The sequence below is a fragment of the Leifsonia poae genome (genome assembly GCF_020009625.1).
Classification (GTDB): domain Bacteria; phylum Actinomycetota; class Actinomycetes; order Actinomycetales; family Microbacteriaceae; genus Leifsonia; species Leifsonia poae_A.
Window position 1 is genome coordinate 2,917,294 of sequence record NZ_JAIHLP010000002.1, and the last position, 16,922, is coordinate 2,934,215.

The 16,922-nt window shown below is 67.5% G+C and carries 15 protein-coding genes; 7 read left to right on the forward strand and 8 right to left on the reverse strand.

The genetic code is table 11. The annotated features are described in order from the left end of the window. Window positions 1-5: 5 nt before the first annotated feature. Complete coding sequence (locus K5L49_RS14780; RefSeq protein WP_223693881.1) at window positions 6-713, reverse strand: FadR/GntR family transcriptional regulator; 708 nt, start codon at window positions 711-713, stop codon at window positions 6-8. A gap of 159 nt (window positions 714-872) precedes the next feature. On the opposite strand from K5L49_RS14780, the gene K5L49_RS14785 reads away from it, so the two are divergent. Together K5L49_RS14785 and K5L49_RS14790 are read left to right on the forward strand one after the other, a co-directional pair. Further along, a complete protein-coding gene (locus K5L49_RS14785; RefSeq protein ID WP_223693882.1) occupies window positions 873-2,081 on the forward strand; it encodes an aromatic ring-hydroxylating dioxygenase subunit alpha in 1,209 nt (402 codons plus the stop codon). A 1-nt stretch (window position 2,082) separates the two neighbouring features. Then, entirely contained in the window at window positions 2,083-2,556 is a 474-nt protein-coding gene (locus tag K5L49_RS14790) for a hypothetical protein (RefSeq protein WP_223693884.1), read from the forward strand. A 232-nt stretch (window positions 2,557-2,788) separates the two neighbouring features. On the opposite strand, the gene K5L49_RS14795 is transcribed toward K5L49_RS14790, so the two are convergent. After that, window positions 2,789-3,073: a Fe-S cluster assembly protein HesB gene (locus tag K5L49_RS14795; protein ID WP_223693886.1), complete on the reverse strand. Its 285-nt coding sequence runs from the start codon at window positions 3,071-3,073 to the stop codon at window positions 2,789-2,791. 137 nt (window positions 3,074-3,210) lie between these two features. Between K5L49_RS14795 and K5L49_RS14800 the strand changes: the two genes are divergently transcribed. Together K5L49_RS14800 and K5L49_RS14805 are read left to right on the forward strand one after the other, a co-directional pair. Further along, the gene (locus tag K5L49_RS14800) at window positions 3,211-4,035 is read left to right on the forward strand and encodes an aldo/keto reductase (protein WP_223693887.1); all 825 of its coding nucleotides are present in this window, start codon (window positions 3,211-3,213) and stop codon (window positions 4,033-4,035) included. A 254-nt stretch (window positions 4,036-4,289) separates the two neighbouring features. Continuing rightward, window positions 4,290-5,834 (forward strand): amino acid permease, encoded by a 1,545-nt coding sequence (locus tag K5L49_RS14805; protein ID WP_223693889.1) that lies wholly within the window; start codon window positions 4,290-4,292, stop codon window positions 5,832-5,834. Between the two features lie 77 nt (window positions 5,835-5,911). Here K5L49_RS14805 and K5L49_RS14810 read toward each other — a convergent pair whose 3' ends face one another. Both K5L49_RS14810 and K5L49_RS14815 read right to left on the reverse strand, forming a co-directional pair. Continuing rightward, window positions 5,912-8,059, reverse strand: coding sequence for a S9 family peptidase (locus tag K5L49_RS14810; protein ID WP_223693891.1), 2,148 nt, complete (start codon window positions 8,057-8,059; stop codon window positions 5,912-5,914). A 4-nt stretch (window positions 8,060-8,063) separates the two neighbouring features. Then, complete coding sequence (locus K5L49_RS14815) at window positions 8,064-9,614, reverse strand: FUSC family protein (RefSeq protein ID WP_223693892.1); 1,551 nt, start codon at window positions 9,612-9,614, stop codon at window positions 8,064-8,066. A 77-nt stretch (window positions 9,615-9,691) separates the two neighbouring features. On the opposite strand from K5L49_RS14815, the gene K5L49_RS14820 reads away from it, so the two are divergent. Then, window positions 9,692-10,156 (forward strand): MarR family winged helix-turn-helix transcriptional regulator, encoded by a 465-nt coding sequence (locus tag K5L49_RS14820; RefSeq protein WP_223693894.1) that lies wholly within the window; start codon window positions 9,692-9,694, stop codon window positions 10,154-10,156. Next, the gene (locus K5L49_RS14825; protein WP_223693896.1) at window positions 10,153-11,856 is read left to right on the forward strand and encodes a glycoside hydrolase family 13 protein; all 1,704 of its coding nucleotides are present in this window, start codon (window positions 10,153-10,155) and stop codon (window positions 11,854-11,856) included. The genes K5L49_RS14820 and K5L49_RS14825 overlap by 4 nt, the downstream gene beginning before the upstream one ends. 24 nt (window positions 11,857-11,880) lie before the next feature. Here K5L49_RS14825 and K5L49_RS14830 read toward each other — a convergent pair whose 3' ends face one another. The 4 genes from K5L49_RS14830 to K5L49_RS14845 form a co-directional block, all read right to left on the reverse strand. Beyond that, entirely contained in the window at window positions 11,881-12,465 is a 585-nt protein-coding gene (locus K5L49_RS14830) for a TetR/AcrR family transcriptional regulator (protein WP_223693897.1), read from the reverse strand. A gap of 70 nt (window positions 12,466-12,535) precedes the next feature. Next, window positions 12,536-14,827 carry a transglycosylase domain-containing protein gene (locus K5L49_RS14835; RefSeq protein WP_223693899.1) on the reverse strand — a complete coding sequence of 764 codons (2,292 nt, stop codon included), beginning with the start codon at window positions 14,825-14,827 and terminating at the stop codon, window positions 12,536-12,538. A gap of 81 nt (window positions 14,828-14,908) precedes the next feature. Beyond that, window positions 14,909-15,361, reverse strand: coding sequence for a MarR family winged helix-turn-helix transcriptional regulator (locus tag K5L49_RS14840; RefSeq protein ID WP_223693901.1), 453 nt, complete (start codon window positions 15,359-15,361; stop codon window positions 14,909-14,911). Window positions 15,362-15,699: 338 nt separating this feature from the next. Continuing rightward, window positions 15,700-15,987, reverse strand: a complete 288-nt coding sequence (locus K5L49_RS14845; protein WP_223693903.1) for a ParB family protein — start codon at window positions 15,985-15,987, stop codon at window positions 15,700-15,702. A gap of 157 nt (window positions 15,988-16,144) precedes the next feature. On the opposite strand from K5L49_RS14845, the gene K5L49_RS14850 reads away from it, so the two are divergent. Next, the gene (locus K5L49_RS14850; protein ID WP_223693905.1) at window positions 16,145-16,822 is read left to right on the forward strand and encodes a PadR family transcriptional regulator; all 678 of its coding nucleotides are present in this window, start codon (window positions 16,145-16,147) and stop codon (window positions 16,820-16,822) included. Window positions 16,823-16,922: the final 100 nt, after the last annotated feature.

Genomic DNA, 16,922 nt, shown 5'->3' on the forward strand with positions numbered 1-16,922 from the left:
GCCGGTCAGCGCCCGTCGACAACCAGGTAGTCGTCGTACACCGTCTGGTGCCGTCGAACCGCTCGCGCTGCGGCCTCCGCGTCACCGGCGATGATCGCCGCGACGAGCTCTTCGTGGATCTCCAGCCGCACCACCGAGTTCGGCGGGATCCCTGCATCCCGGGCGTACGGTTCCTCGTTTGCTTCAACGTACGCGAGGAGGTTCAGGTAGACGACTTTGAGCATGGGGTTCGGTGCGATCTCCGCGATGCGCCGGTGGAGCCGCCAATTCGAGCGCAGGCCGTCGATGCGGTCGGCCCAATTCGTGCGCAGTTCGTCGAGCAGGCGCTCGAGGTCGTCGATGTCTGCCTCGCTGCGGAACTCGGTCGCGGCCGCCACGATGGCGGGATCGAGTGCGTCGATGACTCGCACGCAGTCGAGCGCCGAGGTTTCGACGGATTGCAGGCTGAGGAGTCCGTTGCCGATCACGGCGTGCGCCGAGCGGTGGGCGACGAAGATCCCGCCCTGCGGTCCGGTCTTCGTCGTCACCAGCCCTTTGGCGTCGAGCACACGCACCACCTCGGCAACGGTGGTCGGCGCGACGCCGTAGCGCTCGGCCAGGTCGGTACGGGTGCCGAGGCGGGAGCCGACGGCGAGCGCGCCCTCGGCGATCGACTGTTCGATGTCGGCGACCACGGATTCGACGGCTGAGCGGCGCACGGTGGGGGTCGACATGGTCAGTCCAGTATGGCCGGTCGGATGGCCGGCAGGGGACCGTTGGCGCTATTAGACTTGTTTAACTGGTTCATTACGTTTAGCGTAGTGCTTCGCCGGTCGCAGCAGTCCGGCGAAACCGCCGCGAGATGGAGGGACAAGACGACGATGTCCGATGTCATGACCGAACCCACGGATACCGGGACCGCCTACGGGCTCGCCCTCGGAGGCCCGCTGCTCGAACTCTCACAAGTGGGGCCCGGCACGCCGTTCGGCGAAGTGCTCCGCCGCTACTGGCATCCCATCGCCGCGTCGACAGAGGCGACGACGCGACCGACGCGCATCCGCATCCTCGGTGAGGACATCATCCTGTTCCGCACCCGCAAGGGTAAGGCCGGAGCGCTGCACCCCCGCTGCATGCACCGGGGCGCGAACCTCTTCTACGGCGGTGTCGAGGAAGAGGGCATCCGTTGCTGCTATCACGGTTGGCTGTTCGACACCGAAGGCCGCACGCTGGAGCAGCCGTGCGAACCCGAGCTCGGCAAGCACCGTGACCGGATGCGCCAACCCTGGTACCCCGTGCAGGAGCTGTACGGTCTCGTCTGGATCTACATGGGCCCGGCGGAGAAGAAGCCGCTGCTGCCCAGATACGACGTCTTCGAAGACATCCCCGAGGGGCAGACCCTCATCGTCAACGATGCGGGTGTCGGCGGCGGGGGGCCGGCGTTGCTCGACTTCAACTGGCTACAGCACTGGGAGAACGTGATGGACCCGTTCCATGTGCCGATCCTGCACGCCCGGTTCAGCGGGAACCAGTTCACGCCCGAGATGGCGCTGATCCCCGAGGTCGACTTCGAGTACACGCCCGTCGGCGTGCGGTCGACCCAGATCCGCACCATCGACGAGCGCTCCGCTCTGCGCCGGGTGACCGAGGTCGTCTTCCCGAACCTGCGTGTCGTGGCCAGCCCGAAGCTCGCGAGCGGCACGACGAACATGATCGGCTGGGTCGTGCCGTGTGACGACACTTCGTTCCGGATCATCACGCTCGCGGTCGACGACGATCCGGAATTCCTCACGAAACTTCGGTCGACGCACGAGGGCAGGCCGTGGCGGGAGCTCACCGACGAAGAGCATCAGCGGCTGCCGGGCGACTACGAGGCCCAGAAGAGCCAGGGCGACATCTCCTGGCATTCGGAGGACCACCTCACCACCACCGATCAGGGGGTCTCGATGCTCCGCCGGATGATGGCCAAGCAGATCAAGGTGGTGCAGGCCGGCGGGGATCCGGTCGGCGTCGCGTTCGGCGGCGACGACGACGTGGTGCGGATCACCGGAGGCAACTTCTTCTTCGACCCGATGGCGCCGACCGCCGCGCCGGCCGAGGGCTGACATGCTCGCGCCGCTCACGAAGTATCGGCCGGTGCCGGTCGCCGACCCGCTCAAACCCCTGCTCGTGCTCGGAGTGACGAACGTCGTCGCGCTCGACGACGTTCCGGCCATCCCGGCCGACCGGATGCGGGTCTCGGCGGCGGGCAAGTGGACGCGCGAGGTCTACATCCCGCGCGGGACGGCCGGACTCGTGGCCGGGCTCGCGACCCGATACAGCATCGTCTGGGCGTCCGAGTGGGGGCCGAACGCGCATATCGCATTGCACGACGTGCTCGATCTGCCCGACCGGCCCTGGCCCTACCTGCCGGTGCAGTTCGACAAGATCGGGTTCATCCAGCGGTTCGCCGCCGGGCGTCGGTGGGTCTGGGTCGACGACCCGGTCGTCGACCTCGGGGAGCTCCCGACAGCAGAGGGGGGAACGGTGCTCCGCGTCGACCCGCTCGTCGGGCTGGTCGGGGTCGACCTGGGCGCGTAGGCGCTGGAGGGCAACCCGGGCATCCTCCCGCGCCATGTCGTCGAGACCACGCGCCCATGGATCGACTATGCGGCGGCCGGTGACCGGCCTCCGTGGTTGCAGGTTGACCGTCGACGCCCCGAACCCTCGAGGGCGAAACGAGTTGTCACGAATCGCCGTGCGCCCGCGGGCTCGCACGGCGATTCGTGACAACGACCCGGTGCGCTTGCGGCGCCGGGGCCGAGGTTTTCGCCTAGGCGACGGCCCCGAGGGCGAAGCTGACGGAGCCGCTCGCGTCCACCTGGGCGTCGAGCACCTTGTCGTCGAGCGCGACGGCCGCACCAGGCTCCAGGAAGAGCCGCGCGCCCGACACCTCGACGACCTGGTCGGCCGGCTCGGGGGAGGGGGCGACCGCAGCGGCGAAAGCGGTGTTCTGCGGGTTGCTGCTGCTGATGCGCAGACCCGCCTCCTCGGCGTCGGGCGACTGCCCGGTGATGGTCTTGACGATCGTGCTGGCGTTCTCGGTCAGGGTGAGCATGTGCTCTCCTTCCAGTTGCGTATCCCAAGAACGGCCCACGCTCCCGCGGTCGCCACCGGCCTGCAAGGGCTGCGGCGCCATTGCCAGCGAACACTCAAGGTCGCCTTCCGTGTCGCCGGTGAGGCGACAATGGAGCCATGACCACGATTCCGACGATCCCGCTGAACGACGGCAACCGCATCCCGCAGCTCGGTTTCGGCGTGTACAAGATCCCCGAATCCGAGACCGGGGATGCGGTGGTCGCCGCCCTCGACGCCGGCTACCGGCACATCGACACGGCGGCCTTCTACGGCAATGAGCGCGGCGTGGGCGACGGGGTCCGGCGCAGCGGTCTCGACCGTGACGAGGTCTTCGTGACCACCAAGGTCTGGTGGGAGGAGAATGGTTACGACAGCACCCTCCGCTCCTTCGACGAGAGCCTCGACCGGCTGGGCTTCGACACGGTCGACCTGTTCCTCATCCACTGGCCGGCGCCCCGTCAAGACCGGTACGTCGAGACCTGGCGCGCCCTCGAACGCGTGCGCGAGGAGGGTCGGGCGCGCTCGATCGGCGTCGCCAACTTCCACATCCACCACCTCGAGCGTCTGGCGCGGGAGACCGCCGTCGTGCCGGCCGTCAACCAGGTGGAGCTGCATCCGTGGCTGCCGCAGACCGAGGTGCGCGGCTACGGCGCCGAGCATGGGATCGTCACCGAGGGCTGGTCTCCGCTCGCCCGGGGCCGCATCCTCGGCGAGCCGGTCCTGGTGGCGATCGCGGCCAAGCACGGGGTGACCACTGCCCAGATCGCGATCCGCTGGCAGCTGCAGCTCGGCGCGGTCGTGATCCCGAAGTCGGTGACGCCGGAGCGCATCCGTCAGAACCTCGACGTCTTCGGCTTCGAGCTCGACGCCGACGATCTCGCCGCCATCGCCTCCCTCGAGTCCGGCGAGCGCACCGGCAAAGACCCCAACACCCTAGGCTGACCCTCTCCCCCTCTCTCCTCTCCCCCCCCCCCCCGCACCAGTCGAGTCCACGAATTGTCTGCGTGCTCGACGGGTTTCGGCCGATTTCGCGCGGACTCGGCGGGCAGTTCGCGCGGACTCGGTGGGAGTTCCGGGGTGCGTCTGTGATACCGGACACGGAAGTCGGCAGGCCGGTAGCCGGAGAAAATGCATGCCCGATTGGGTGGGACGACGGTGGTTCCCTCATCGCCGTCACTGACCGGATCGGAGCAGCAATGACGCAGCACACCCCCCTCCCCGACCCTGAGCCGACCGCGGGCATCATCGCGGAGTCCGCAGCCGACGGGGCCCCGAGCGCCCGGTCCGCCGACGGTCGGAGTGCGACTCCGACGGCCCTGCGGCGCGGACTGACCGCGCGGCACATCCGGTTCATGGCGCTCGGCTCGGCGATCGGCACCGGTCTCTTCTACGGTTCCGCCTCCGCCATCCAGAAGGCTGGGCCGGCTGTGCTGATCGCCTACATCATCGGTGGTCTCGCTGTCTTCATGGTGATGCGGGCGCTCGGTGAACTCGCCGTGCGGCATCCGGTCTCCGGGTCGTTCGGGCAGTACGCGGGCAAGTATCTGGGGCCGCGGGCCGGGTTCATCACCGGCTGGACGTATGCCTTCGAAATGCTCGTGGTGGCGCTGGCCGACGTGACGGCGTTCGGCATCTACATGGGGTTCTGGTTTCCCGACATCCCCCGCTGGATCTGGGTGCTCGCCATCGTGTTCTTCATCGCTGCCCTCAACCTGTTCAGCGTGAAGGTGTTCGGCGAACTGGAGTTCTGGTTCTCGATCATCAAGGTCGTCGCGATCGTGGCGATGATCGTGGGCGGGATCGCGGTGATCGTGTTCGGGTTCGGCATCCAGACCGAGGGCGCATCCGGTGTGGGGGCGTTGTTCGACCCGTCGACGGGCGGGTTCGTCCCCAACGGGATCGAGGGGATCATCGCCTCCTTCGCCGTGGTGATGTTCGCGTTCGGCGGCATCGAGGTGATCGGGATCACCGCTGGTGAGGCCGCCGACCCCAAGACGGTGATCCCCAAGGCCATCAACTCGGTGCCCCTGCGCATCCTGCTGTTCTACGTGCTGACTCTCGCCGTGATCATGATGATCGTGCCGTGGAACGCGATCGATGGCAGCCGCAGCCCTTTCGTGATGATCTTCGAGTCGGTCGGGATCCCGGCCGCGCCGTCCATCCTCAATGCGGTGGTGATCACGGCGGCGCTCTCCGCGATCAACAGCGACATCTTCGGCGCCGGACGCATGATGTTCGGCCTCGCACAGCAGGGGCACGCTCCGCGGGCGTTCGGCAAGACGACCGCGAACGGCGTCCCCTGGATGACCGTGATCGTCATGGCTGCCGCACTGCTCGTCGGCGTCATACTGAACGCGGTCATGCCCGAGGGCATCTTTTTGGTGATCGCCTCGATCGCCACGTTCGCGACCGTGTGGGTGTGGCTGATGATCCTGCTCTCCCACCTCCGGATGAAACATCAGGTGCGTCGCGAGGGACGACTGCCGTCGGAGTTCCCGGTGCCGCTCTGGCCTGTCGCCTCCTACGTCGCTCTTGCGTTCGTGGTGTTCGTCATCGTCGTCCTCGGGCTTTTCGACGACACCAGGATCGCCCTCATCGTCGGTGCCGTCTGGCTCGCTCTGCTTCTGCTCGCCTACCGGTTGGCCGTTCGCGGCACCGGTCGCACTCCCGCCGACCTCGTCGACGAGACCGGGCCGATCACCCTCCCGAAGCGTCACCGCCCGTCTGGTCCCTCTCGCTGAGTCTCCCGGCCGGGCACACGAACACTCCGCGGACCCGGCCGGGCGGACCCGGCGGCGCGGAGACCCGGCCGGGCGGACTACTCGCCGGTCGGGTGGGCGCCGACCGCGTCGATGAGCCATGCGTAGGCGAACGCCCGCTCGCGCCAGGCCGAGTACCGGCCCGAGACACCGCCGTGGCCGGCCGCCATCTCGATCTTGAGCAGCGCATCCGCCCCCACCTCGCGCAGCCGCGCCACCCACTTCGCCGGCTCCACGTAGAGAACACGGGTGTCGTTGAGGCTGGTCACGGCGAGGATGCGCGGATAGTGCGTCTCGTGCACGTTCTCCAGCGGCGAGTACGACTTCATGTAGGCGTAGACCTCGGGGTCGTGCAGGGGGTCGCCCCACTCGTCCCACTCGATCACGGTCAGCGGCAGCGACGGGTCGAGGATGCTCGTCAGCGGGTCCACGAACGGCACCTCGGCGAGGATGCCCGAGAAGTATTTCGGCGCCAGGTTCGCCACCGCGCCCATCAGCAGGCCGCCCGCGCTTCCGCCCTGCGCGGCCAGCCGGTCGGGGGTCGTCCAGCCCGTGTCGATGAGGTGGCGTGCGCTGTCGACGAAGTCGGTGAACGTGTTCTTCTTGTGCAGCTTCTTGCCGTGCTCGTACCAGAGCCGGCCGAGCTCACCGCCGCCGCGCACATGCGCAATGGCGAAAACGATGCCGCGATCGAGCAGGCTCAGCCTCGGGATGCCGAACGACGGGTCCATGCTCGCCTCGTATGACCCGTACCCGTACAGCACCAGGGGCGCAGCTTCGCCCGGTGTCACCAGGTCGCGGCGGTAGACCAGCGAGATCGGGACGCGCGTGCCGTCTTTCGCGGTCGCCCACTCCCGCCGCTGCTCGAACAGGGCGGGGTCGAACTCGCCGAGCACGGCCTGCTGTTTGCGCAACCGGAGTTCGCCGCTGCGCACGTCGTAGTCGTACACGGTCGACGGCGTGACGAAGCTGCCGTAGCCGAGGCGCAGTGTCGGCTGGGTCCATTCCGGGTTGCCGCCGACGCCGACGGTGAACAGTTCTTCGTCGAAGTGGAGCTCGTGCGGGGTGTCGTCGCCGTCGCCGAGTTTCTCGGGCACGCGGGCGACGGCCACGCGGGTCGACCCGTCCCGGCGGTATTCGATGGCGACGAAGTCGCGGAACGCGTCGACGCCTTCGAGGCGAACCTGCGGGTCGTGGGGGAGCAGGACGCGCCGCGGTCCGTTCGGGTCGTCGGCGGCCACGCTCACGAGCTCGAAGTTCACCGCGTCGCGGTTGTGCACGATGAGCAGCCGGTCGCTGTCACCGACCACGACATGGTCGATGTCGTATTCGACGCCCTCCTCCCGCGGCCATACGACGGTGAACTGGCCGGTCGGGTCGTCCGAGCGCAGCAGCCAGGCCTCGCTGGTGATGTTCGATCCGGCCTCGATCACCAGGTAGCGACGGCTGCGGGTGAGCCCGACACCGATCCAATACCGCTCGTCCGGCTCGTGGAACACCGTGACGTCTCCGCTGTCTGCGCCGTCTAAGGCCGGCGCGGTGCCGGCCGGGTGCCGCCACACGGTGTCCGGCCGCCAGGCGTCGTCGACCGTCGTGTAGAAGACGAACTCACCACTCTGGTCGAACAGCGCGCCCGAGCTGGTGTCCGGGATCTCGTCCGGGAACACGATCCCGTCGTCGATCAGCGACCGGATGCGGATCGTGTACCGCTCGTCGCCTTCGGTGTCTACCGCCCAGAGCAGCCGCGTGCCGTCCGCGCTCACGTCGAAGCTGCCGAGCGAGTAGAAGTCGTGCCCCTCCGCCTCGAGGTTGTCGTCGAGCAGGATCTGTTCGCCGGGGAGTCCGGCCCGCTGGGTCTCTTCGTCGAGTGTCGGCGGCTCCCAGTCGTCGGCGTCGGCGATGGGTGCGCGGCAGTGGATGCCGTATTGCCGGCCCTCCACCGTTCGCGTGTAATACCACCAGTCGCCTTCGCGTGTTGGAACGCTCAGGTCGGTCTCTCGGGTGCGTCCTTTGATCTCTTCGAAGATCTGCTCCCGGAGCAGGCCGAGGTGGTCGGTGCGTGCGTTGGTGTACGCGTTCTCCTCGTGCAGGTGGGCGAGCACCGCCGGGTCGTCCTTGTCGCGCAGCCACTCGTAGTCGTCGATGTACACATCGCCGTGCTGCACGCGTTCGGTCGGCTTCTTCGCTGTCTGCGGCGGCTTGATCATGCGTTCAGGCTACCGGCGGCCCGAGCGCGGCGCGAAGTGCCTGGAGTGCGCCGAGGATGCGGTCGAAGTCCGCCGGCGCCGCCAGGCTCTGCCGCGCGGTGCGGATGGCGTCGCGCAGTCGTGCCCGCTCGGTCGCGGGGTCGGCCTCGCCTGCACCTGTCGCGGCCGGTGGGGCGTCGCCTCGCGCCCCCGCCGCGAGGCGGCGGTCGAGGGTGTCCGGAAGCGCCGCCGCCGCTTCGATGCAGTCGATCGGGCGGGCGTGCCGCCGGTGCCGATACACGGCTCGATGAGCGCGGTGCGCCGGAGCCAGCTGCTCCAGTCGGTCCACCGAGGCGCGAAAGGCGGCTGCCCGCTCCGCGCGGCTCGTCGGCGCGGCGTCATCGGGCGGTGGTGCGAAGACGGCGGTGAGCGCCAGCAGCGCCTCCGAGAGCCGTTTGCGCACCACATCCGCGCTGCGCACCGGCAGGAGGAACCAGCTGGCGGCGATGCCGAGAGCGGCCCCGGCGACGATCGCGAGCATCCGCTCCCCGAGCATCAGGCCGATCTCGCCGGCGTCGGCCGGGGCCGTTCCGAGCAGGCCTTGCAGCATCGTCAGCACCAGCGTGATGGTGAGCGCCCAATATGCGTAGCTGTATTCCCGCAGCCAGGTGCCGAGGAAGAGCGCGGCGAAGATCACGGCGACGGCGCTGAATCCGGTCGGCTCCACCACGAACGTCAGGGCGACGGCACCGACGGTGCCGACGAGCGCCCCTCCCAGACGAAGCGCGCTCTTGTAGACCACGTCGCCGCGCCCCCGGTTGCCGGAGCACACGATGAACGCCGTGAATACGGTCCACATCGAATGCTCCGGGAACAGGATCCTGCCGACGATGAAGGCGGCGGTCAGCGCGACCGCCAGCTGCAACGCCATCCGTGTGCTCGCCGGCAGCGCGCGAGACCGCTTCGCCCCCGCACTCGGGCGTGGGGTCGCGCCGCGCCGCGACGAATCCTCAGGCGCCACGGCGCGACCCCGTGTCGGCGCGGCAGCCGCGACGGAACCGGCGCGCCCGACCGTGAGAAGCGCTCCGAGGTCGCGGAACAGCCACACCCACAGGATCGCGACCACGGATGCGCCGACGAGCATCAGCAGGTCGAGCCACCATCGTCCGGTGTGCGGCGGTGCGGTCGGGGCCACCAGGATCGCCACGAACGGCAGGGTGATCAGTGCGCCGGCCCGCGAGGCGCGTTCGCCGAATCGACGCATCCAGATCGGCAACGACATCCCGGCTACGAACGCCGCCGCGCCGACCGCCGGCAGCGCCACGAGCAGCCAGCCGACGGCCGCCGCCGCGAGGCCGACCACCGGAAGCAGCGCCGACGTTCGCAGGAATTCCGCGCGGTCTGCGAAGGTGCGACGGGAGAGCGTGAGTGCGATCACCGTGGCGAACAGGGCGGTGGAGTATCCGGAGCCGACGGCCACCGCGATCCCCCACATCGTCGCGCAGGCGCCGATGGCGGCGCCGACGCTGCACATCGCCGTCACGCCGGCCATGCCGAAGCGCGAGAGAGTACGCAAAGGCTTATCTTCTCATCCGTTGTTTTCCTAAAGAACGGCAGTACACGGTGATAATACTAAGTGATAGCGTAATGATTGTGACCGACGATCCACTCGAAACCGCCGTGCTGGTGCGTCGAGGTGTCAGCAGCCTTTCGCGTGTGCTCCGCGGCAAACGCCCCTCGCGACTCAGCCTCAACAAACTGAGCGTGCTCGGGCACCTCTACCGCGCTGGTCCCCTCGCCATGGGCGCCCTCGCGGCCGCCGATGGGGTGCAGCCGCAGGCGCTCACTCGCGTCGCCGCCCAGCTGGAGGAGGCCGGCCTCGTCGACCGCACCACCGACCCGCTCGATCGCCGGCGTTCTCTTCTGCAGCTCACCGAGCGTGGTGTCGAGGCGCTCGGCGAGTCGATGCGCCCGCGCGACGAATGGCTCGCGGTCCGGCTGGCCGACCTCTCGCCGACGGAGCGCGGCGTTCTGCGGCTGGCCGCCGCCCTGCTGGACGAGCTTGCGGCGCCCTCGCCTGATCCGGCCGCCGCGCGAGTCGCTAGGGTGAACGAATGAGCGACAAATGGTGGCATTCCGCGGTCGTCTACCAGATCTACCCGCGCAGCTTCGCCGATGCGAACGGTGACGGCGTGGGAGACCTGCGGGGTGTCATCGACCATCTCGATCACCTCGTCGAGCTCGGCATCGACGTGGTCTGGCTGTCGCCCATCTACGCCTCCCCGCACGATGACAACGGCTACGACATCAGTGACTACCGCGCCATCGATCCCGCCTTCGGCACGTTCGCCGACTTCGACGAACTGCTGGAGGGGCTGCACGCGCGCGGCATCAAGCTGGTGATGGATCTCGTGGTCAACCACACCTCCGACGAGCACCCGTGGTTCGTCGAATCGGCGAGCAGCATCGACAGCCCGAAACGCGATTGGTACTGGTGGCGCGCGCCCCGCGACGGTGCGACGGCCGGCGAACCCGGTTCCGAGCCGAACAACTGGGGTTCGTTCTTCTCCGGTTCGGCCTGGCAGCTCGACCCCGCCAGCGGCGAGTACTACCTGCACCTCTTCTCGCGCAAGCAGCCCGACCTCAATTGGGAGAACCCGGCCGTTCGGGATGCGGTCTACGAGATGATGAATTGGTGGCTCGACCGCGGGGTCGACGGTTTCCGCATGGATGTGATCAACCTCATCTCGAAGGTTCCGAGCCTGCCCGACGGCGCCGTCGCCCCGGGCGCGCTGTTCGGCGACGGGTACCCGTTCTACGGGCAGGGGCCGCGCATCCACGAGTTCCTGCATGAGATGCACGAGCGCGTGTTCGCCGGCCGGGACGACCGCTATCTGACCGTGGGCGAGATGCCCGGCGTCACCGTCGACGAGGCCCGCCTGTTCACCGACCCGTCCCGCGGCGAGCTCGACATGGTGTTCCAGTTCGAGCATGTCGACCTCGACCACGGGCCGGGCGGAAAATGGGATCACCGTGAGGCCTCCGTGCTCGACCTCAAGAAGTCGTTCGGCAAATGGCAGGACGGTCTCGCCGAGACCGGTTGGAACAGCCTCTACTGGAACAACCACGACCAGCCCCGGGTCGTCAGCCGGTTCGGCGATGACGGCGCCCGGCGTCGCGATTCGGCCACGGCGCTCGCCACGGTGCTGCACCTGCAGCGCGGAACGCCGTACATCTACCAGGGCGAAGAGCTCGGGATGGCCAATGTGCCGTTCGAGGGGATCGCCGACTTCCGCGACATCGAGTCGCTCAACCACTACGCCGAGGCGGTCGGCGTTCTCGGCGCAGACCCTGCCGATGTGCTCGCCGCGTTGCGCCGCACCAGTCGCGACAACGCGCGTACGCCCGTGCAGTGGTCGGCCGAAGCGAACGCCGGTTTCACGACAGGAACTCCCTGGATCGCCCCGAATCCCGACTTCGTTCGGGTCAACGCGGTCGCCGAGAGGTCCGATCCGCAGTCGGTGTTCGCGTACTACCGGGCACTGATCGATCTGCGCCACCGGGAGGCGGTCGTCGCCGACGGGAGCCTGCAGCTGGTGCTGCGCGAGCATCCGCAGCTCTTCGCGTTCACGCGCGAGCTGAACGGCGTGCGGCTCCTCGTGCTGGTGAACCTCAGCGGCGAACCCGCCGAATACGAGCTGCCTTCGGCCGCGGAGTGGGTGGGCGCGGAGTTCGTGCTCGGCAATCTGCCGAACGGCACGCGCGCCGTCGACGGTTCGCTTGCGCCGTGGCAGGCGTTGGTGCTTCGCACCGCCTGACGCCGCCGAAGCGGGGCTGAGGGCTCAGACCTCGAACGCCTCGCGCAGAAAAGAGGCCACGAACAGGTCGAAGGCGGCGACGGTCCTGGTGTGGTCACCGCTGAGGAGGAAGCCGAAGTGCAGGCCGGCCGCGGTGTCGGCGAGCCAGTGGGCGAGCACCGCGGAGCGTTCGGTCTCGACGCCCTGGCCGACGAGCCAGGCTGCCACCGCGTCCCGCCACCGGGTGAAGGAGAGCGTGATGCGTTCGCCGATGTCGGGGTCGATCGGTTCTAGGGCGCCGGCCTCGAATTGCAGGCGCATCCCGGTGCGGTTGTCGTCGCGCAGCGAATGCCGGAACGACTCCTTGTACCAATCGGCGAACTGGATGCGGTCGAACGCGGCGAGATCGACATCGGCGACACCGTCACTGTGCTGCCGCACCCCTTCTTCGAGGATCGCGTCGATCATCTCCTGCCGGGAACCGAAGTGGTACACGAAGGAGTACGTGCTCACGCCGAGCGCGCCCGCGAGACTGCGGAAGGTCATCCGCGACAGAGGTTCGGTCGCGACGTGGTCCATGATGCGGCCGAGCAGCTCAGGCTTCCGATTCGGATCAGGTGTGCGTCCCACATCACCACAATAGGCGACGCGTCTTCGGTGCAGCCGGGCAATTCGGGCGGTCGGCCGGGTGGCCGCCGCCTCAGTGCCCCTTGCCGCCGTTGCCGTTCCCGGGAGCGCCGCCGCCGTTGCCCGGCTTGGTCGGTGTTCCTGGCTGTGTCGGTGTTCCCGGCGCCGGTGTCGCCGGTTTCGGCGCGACCGGCCGCGTGACGTACTTGCCGCTCGGACTCGGGAAGGCCGCACCCCCGTAGACCGCGTTGAGCGCGGTCACGATCGGCTTGACGATCGAGAATTTCACGTCGCCGCCGCCGACGCCCTGGAACCGTTGACTGCGGAGCGGAACATCACCGGAGACGTTCCCGACCCAGGTGGCCTGCGCGATCTTGCTGGTCGAGGTGACGAGCCAGTTCTCAAGCGAATTGTCGGTCGTGCCGGTCTTCCCGAAGATCGGAATGCCGTCTCGAGGATTCGCCGAGGTCGCCGTGCCGTTGGTCATCACGCCCTGCAGGGCGTAGATGGCCGCTGCTGCGACGTTCGGATCGATGGGGGTCGTCGAGCAGACGCTCTTCGGCACCGCATGGTCGGTGCCGTCGGGATTGACGATCTTGTCGATGGCGATCGCGCTGCAGGCCACGCCGTTGTTGGCGATTCCGGCGTACGCCGTGGCCATCGTCAGCGGGGCGATGTAGTTCGTGCCGAGAGTCGCGGCCGGAACCGCTCTGAACGGGTTCGCAGCCTCGTCGGCGCCGTGCACCAGAAGATCCTGGGCGCGCTGCTTGATGCCGCAGAGATCGAGCTTGGTGGCCATCATCGCGAAGATCGTGTTGATCGACTGCGCCGTGCCATTCATCACGCTGGTGCTGCTGACCGACTCGCCCTCGTCGTTGGAGACCGGCCACGCTGGACCGCCGAGGTCGTTGCACGGTGCGCTCTCGTGGAACGCGGACTGCGGGAACAGATGCTTCGTTCCGTCCACCGATTCGTAGAGGGAGTGCCCTTCCTGCAGCCATTCGAGCAGGTCGAACGCCTTGTACGACGAACCCGTCTGGAACCCTTCCGAGCCGCCGTAGGCGTAGTCGGTGTTGTAGTTGACCGAGGTCGTGCCCGGGCCCGGTGTCGCCGTGTTGTCGTATGCCCTGTTCTCCACCATCGTGACCACGCGGCCGGTGCCGACTTCGACCGAGACGTTCGAGCCCCCGAGGTCGAGGTTCGGGCTGGTCGGTGGGATGTAGGCGCTGAGGGCGTTCTGTGCGGAGCCCTGCAGGTCGAGGTTGAGCGTGGTGTAGATCTTCAGGCCGCCGCGGTTGAGGAAGCTGGTGCGCGAGTCGTCTGTGTTTCCGAAGATCGGGTTCTGTTCGATCGTGCGCTCCACGAAGTCGCAGAAGAAGCCGGCGTGGTACTTCTGGGCGTTCATGCAGCCGCTCTGCACGGAGGTGATGTGCGGTTCGACCTTTGTGGCTTTGGCCGCATCCCGCTCGGCTGTGGTGATCTTGCCGTTGGCGAGCATCCGGTCGAGCACATAGTTGCGTCGTTCGAGAGTGGCGGCGTAGCCGTTGGCGGCGCCGTTCACTTTGCTCGTCGGCTGGTCGATGCGCAGGTTGTCCGGGTTGTTCAGGATGGCGATGAGCGTCGCCGATTGCGGGAGGGTGAGTGCTTTCGCCGAGACGCCGAAGTAGTACTCCGCCGCCGACTGCACGCCGTAGACGCGTCCGCCGAACAGGGCGATGTTCAGGTAGCTCTGCAGGATCTCGTTCTTCGTGTACTGCTTCTCGAGGCCGATCGCGTAGCGCATCTCTTTGAGCTTGCGAGCCGGGTCGACCTCGGTGGCGTCGTTGTAGCAGGCTTCGTATACCGCGAGCTGCTTCTTCTGCACCTTGGCGGTGGCCGTCACATCGGGCTGCTTGTTCTCGCACCGCTGCACGAGGATGTTCTTCACGTATTGCTGTGTGATCGACGAACCGCCCTGCACGTTCTTGTGCAACGCCGTGAGCAGGGCGCCGCGGATGGTGCCGGTGACGTCGACCCCGCCGTGCTCGTAGAAGCGTGGATCCTCCGTGGCGACGGCGGCGTCTTTGAGGTTCTGCGCGATATCGTCCCAGCCGACCTCGACCCGATTCTGGGAGTAGAAGCTCGCGATCGGCACCGGCTTGCCCTGGGAGGTGGCGTACATCGTCGACGCCTGGGCCAGCGGATCGACCTTGATGTATTCGGGCAGGCCGTCGAAGACGCCGATGGTGGAGTCGGCTGCCGAGCCGGTGAGGGCGACGGCCGGTGTCACGGCGGCGGCCGCGAGCACACCCGCGACCGTGCTGAGTGCCACGAATCCGAGGAGTGCGGGTGCCCATCCCCAGCCGCGGCGTCCCGAAGAATTCATGGCGTCATGATACGGGGTGAAGGTGGCGCGACGCCCGGCGATCGGTCAGCGTGTGCCGTTTCTCGCCGTGTTCGGGCAGGGTCAGGCGCCGTCACGCAGCTTATCGCAGAGCTCGACGAGCCGTTCGAGTTCGTCGGGGTCGAGCCTGCCGCCGACCCGATCGGTGATCGTTCTCATGTGCTCGACGGCCACCCGTCGGAAGAGCTCGAATCCCTCGTCGGTGAGGCGGATGACGGTGCCGCGCGCATCGGTCGGCTCGGGGCACTTGTCCACCAGGCCGCGGGCCACGAGACGGTCGACGAGGCGGCTCACGCTCGGCTGGGTGAGCAGCACGTGCTTGTTGAGGTCGCGCAGTCGCAGTTCGCGGTTCGGCTGCCGTGAGAGGTTGAACAGCACGTCGTACTCGTTGAACGAGATGTCTTTCGTGGGGAATTCGGCGGCGAGCGTGCGCATGACCGCGACCTGGGCGCGGAACAACGATTCCCAGGCCGACACCGCGTTCGGTCGTGCCTTCACGCGTTCCTGTGTGCGCATCCCACTGCCTCCTGATGCCTTGCGCCGATCCCTGGGACGGAGCATTGCCGAAATCTCAATGCATTCGCATCATCTCACCACCCGGCGACACCGGCATCGGTGCCCGCACGGGTTTCGTGCACGGGTTAAGAGATTGAGGGCCGGCCGCAGAGGCTAGCGGCCGGCCCTCTCCCTTGCACCAAGAGTGTCCTGCAATCACATTCCGCGTTGGCTGCCACAGCAAACAACTAACGCTCTTGAACTATATAACGAAGAGGTAACGGCCGCTAGTTACCTGTTCGTTATTTTTGCTGCGAGTTTTCTCTGCGCGTCCTATGGATTCGTCTCTGTGGGTTTTCTCAGGCCGTCGGGATGTCGGGATCGGCCGGGGAGCGCCTTCGCGTGGGTGCACCGGCGCCGAGGGGGAGGGTGCTTCCTTCGTAGGTCCGGCCCGCGTTGTGTTCCTGTTCCCGACGCTCCACTTCGAGAAGCACGGCCTTGGCGACGAAATCCGACCAGCTGAGGTCGCCCTCCCGGTCGGCCGTCGCGCGATAGGCCGCGCGTGCTCGGTTGCGCAGCTCGCGCGTCAAATAGACGGTGATCGTCGTGCGGTCGTCGGGTCGATCGTCGGGTCGGTCGTCGGTCATTCGTGTTCTCCCTGCTTCGCGCGTTCTGAGAGGGAGACGGCCGAGGCGCCGGAATATGACGAAGGTTCACCTCGCGGTCGGCGATCTCACAGGTTCGCCCCGCTCTAGACATATCACTCGAATGCGAATACTCTGAGTCAAGTATTTGGAGGTGACTATGTCGAAGCGTCCTGTTTCCAACCCGCTGGCCCTTGCGGTGCTGTCCTGCCTGTGGGAGCGGCCGATGTATCCGTACGAGATGACGACCTCCATGCGCGAGCGCGGCAAAGAAGACAGCATCCGCCTCAACTTCGGCTCCCTCTACTCCGTCATCAAGACACTGGAGAAGCACGGACTGATCGTGGTGGCGCAGACCGAGCGCGAAGGCAATCGGCCGGAGCGCATCGTCTACGCGATCACGGAGGCGGGCCGACGCGAAGCCCACGAGTGGTTGCGCGAGCTCATCGACACTCCGGCGAAGGAGTACCCGGCGATCGAGACCGGACTCTCGCTGATCACCATGCTTCCGCCCGACGAAGCCCTCGAACTGCTCGAGAAGCGCGCCGAGCGGCTGGGTGCCGACATCGCGGCCCGGGAGCTCAGCCTCACGGGTGAGGCGGCGGCCGTGCCGGAGCTGTTCATGGTGGAGTTCCACCTCAGACTCGCGATGCTGCGGGCCGAGCGCGACTACATCGCCGGGCTGGCCGAACGCATCCGGGAGCGCGAAGTGGGCGGTATCGAGATGTGGGAGGGCCTGCACGAGCTGCTCGCCCAAGGCCTCAGCATGGTCGAGATCCAGAGAATGATCGAGGCCGGCGACTTCGGGCAGGAGGTGGCCGACCTGTTCAGCTCGTGAATCACCACTCACCAAGGTGATGGCCGGAGAGCGGCAACTCTCCGGCCATCCAAACCCCAGTCGTTCCGTGAGGAACCTGCGTCAACAGTCACCGAGGGTC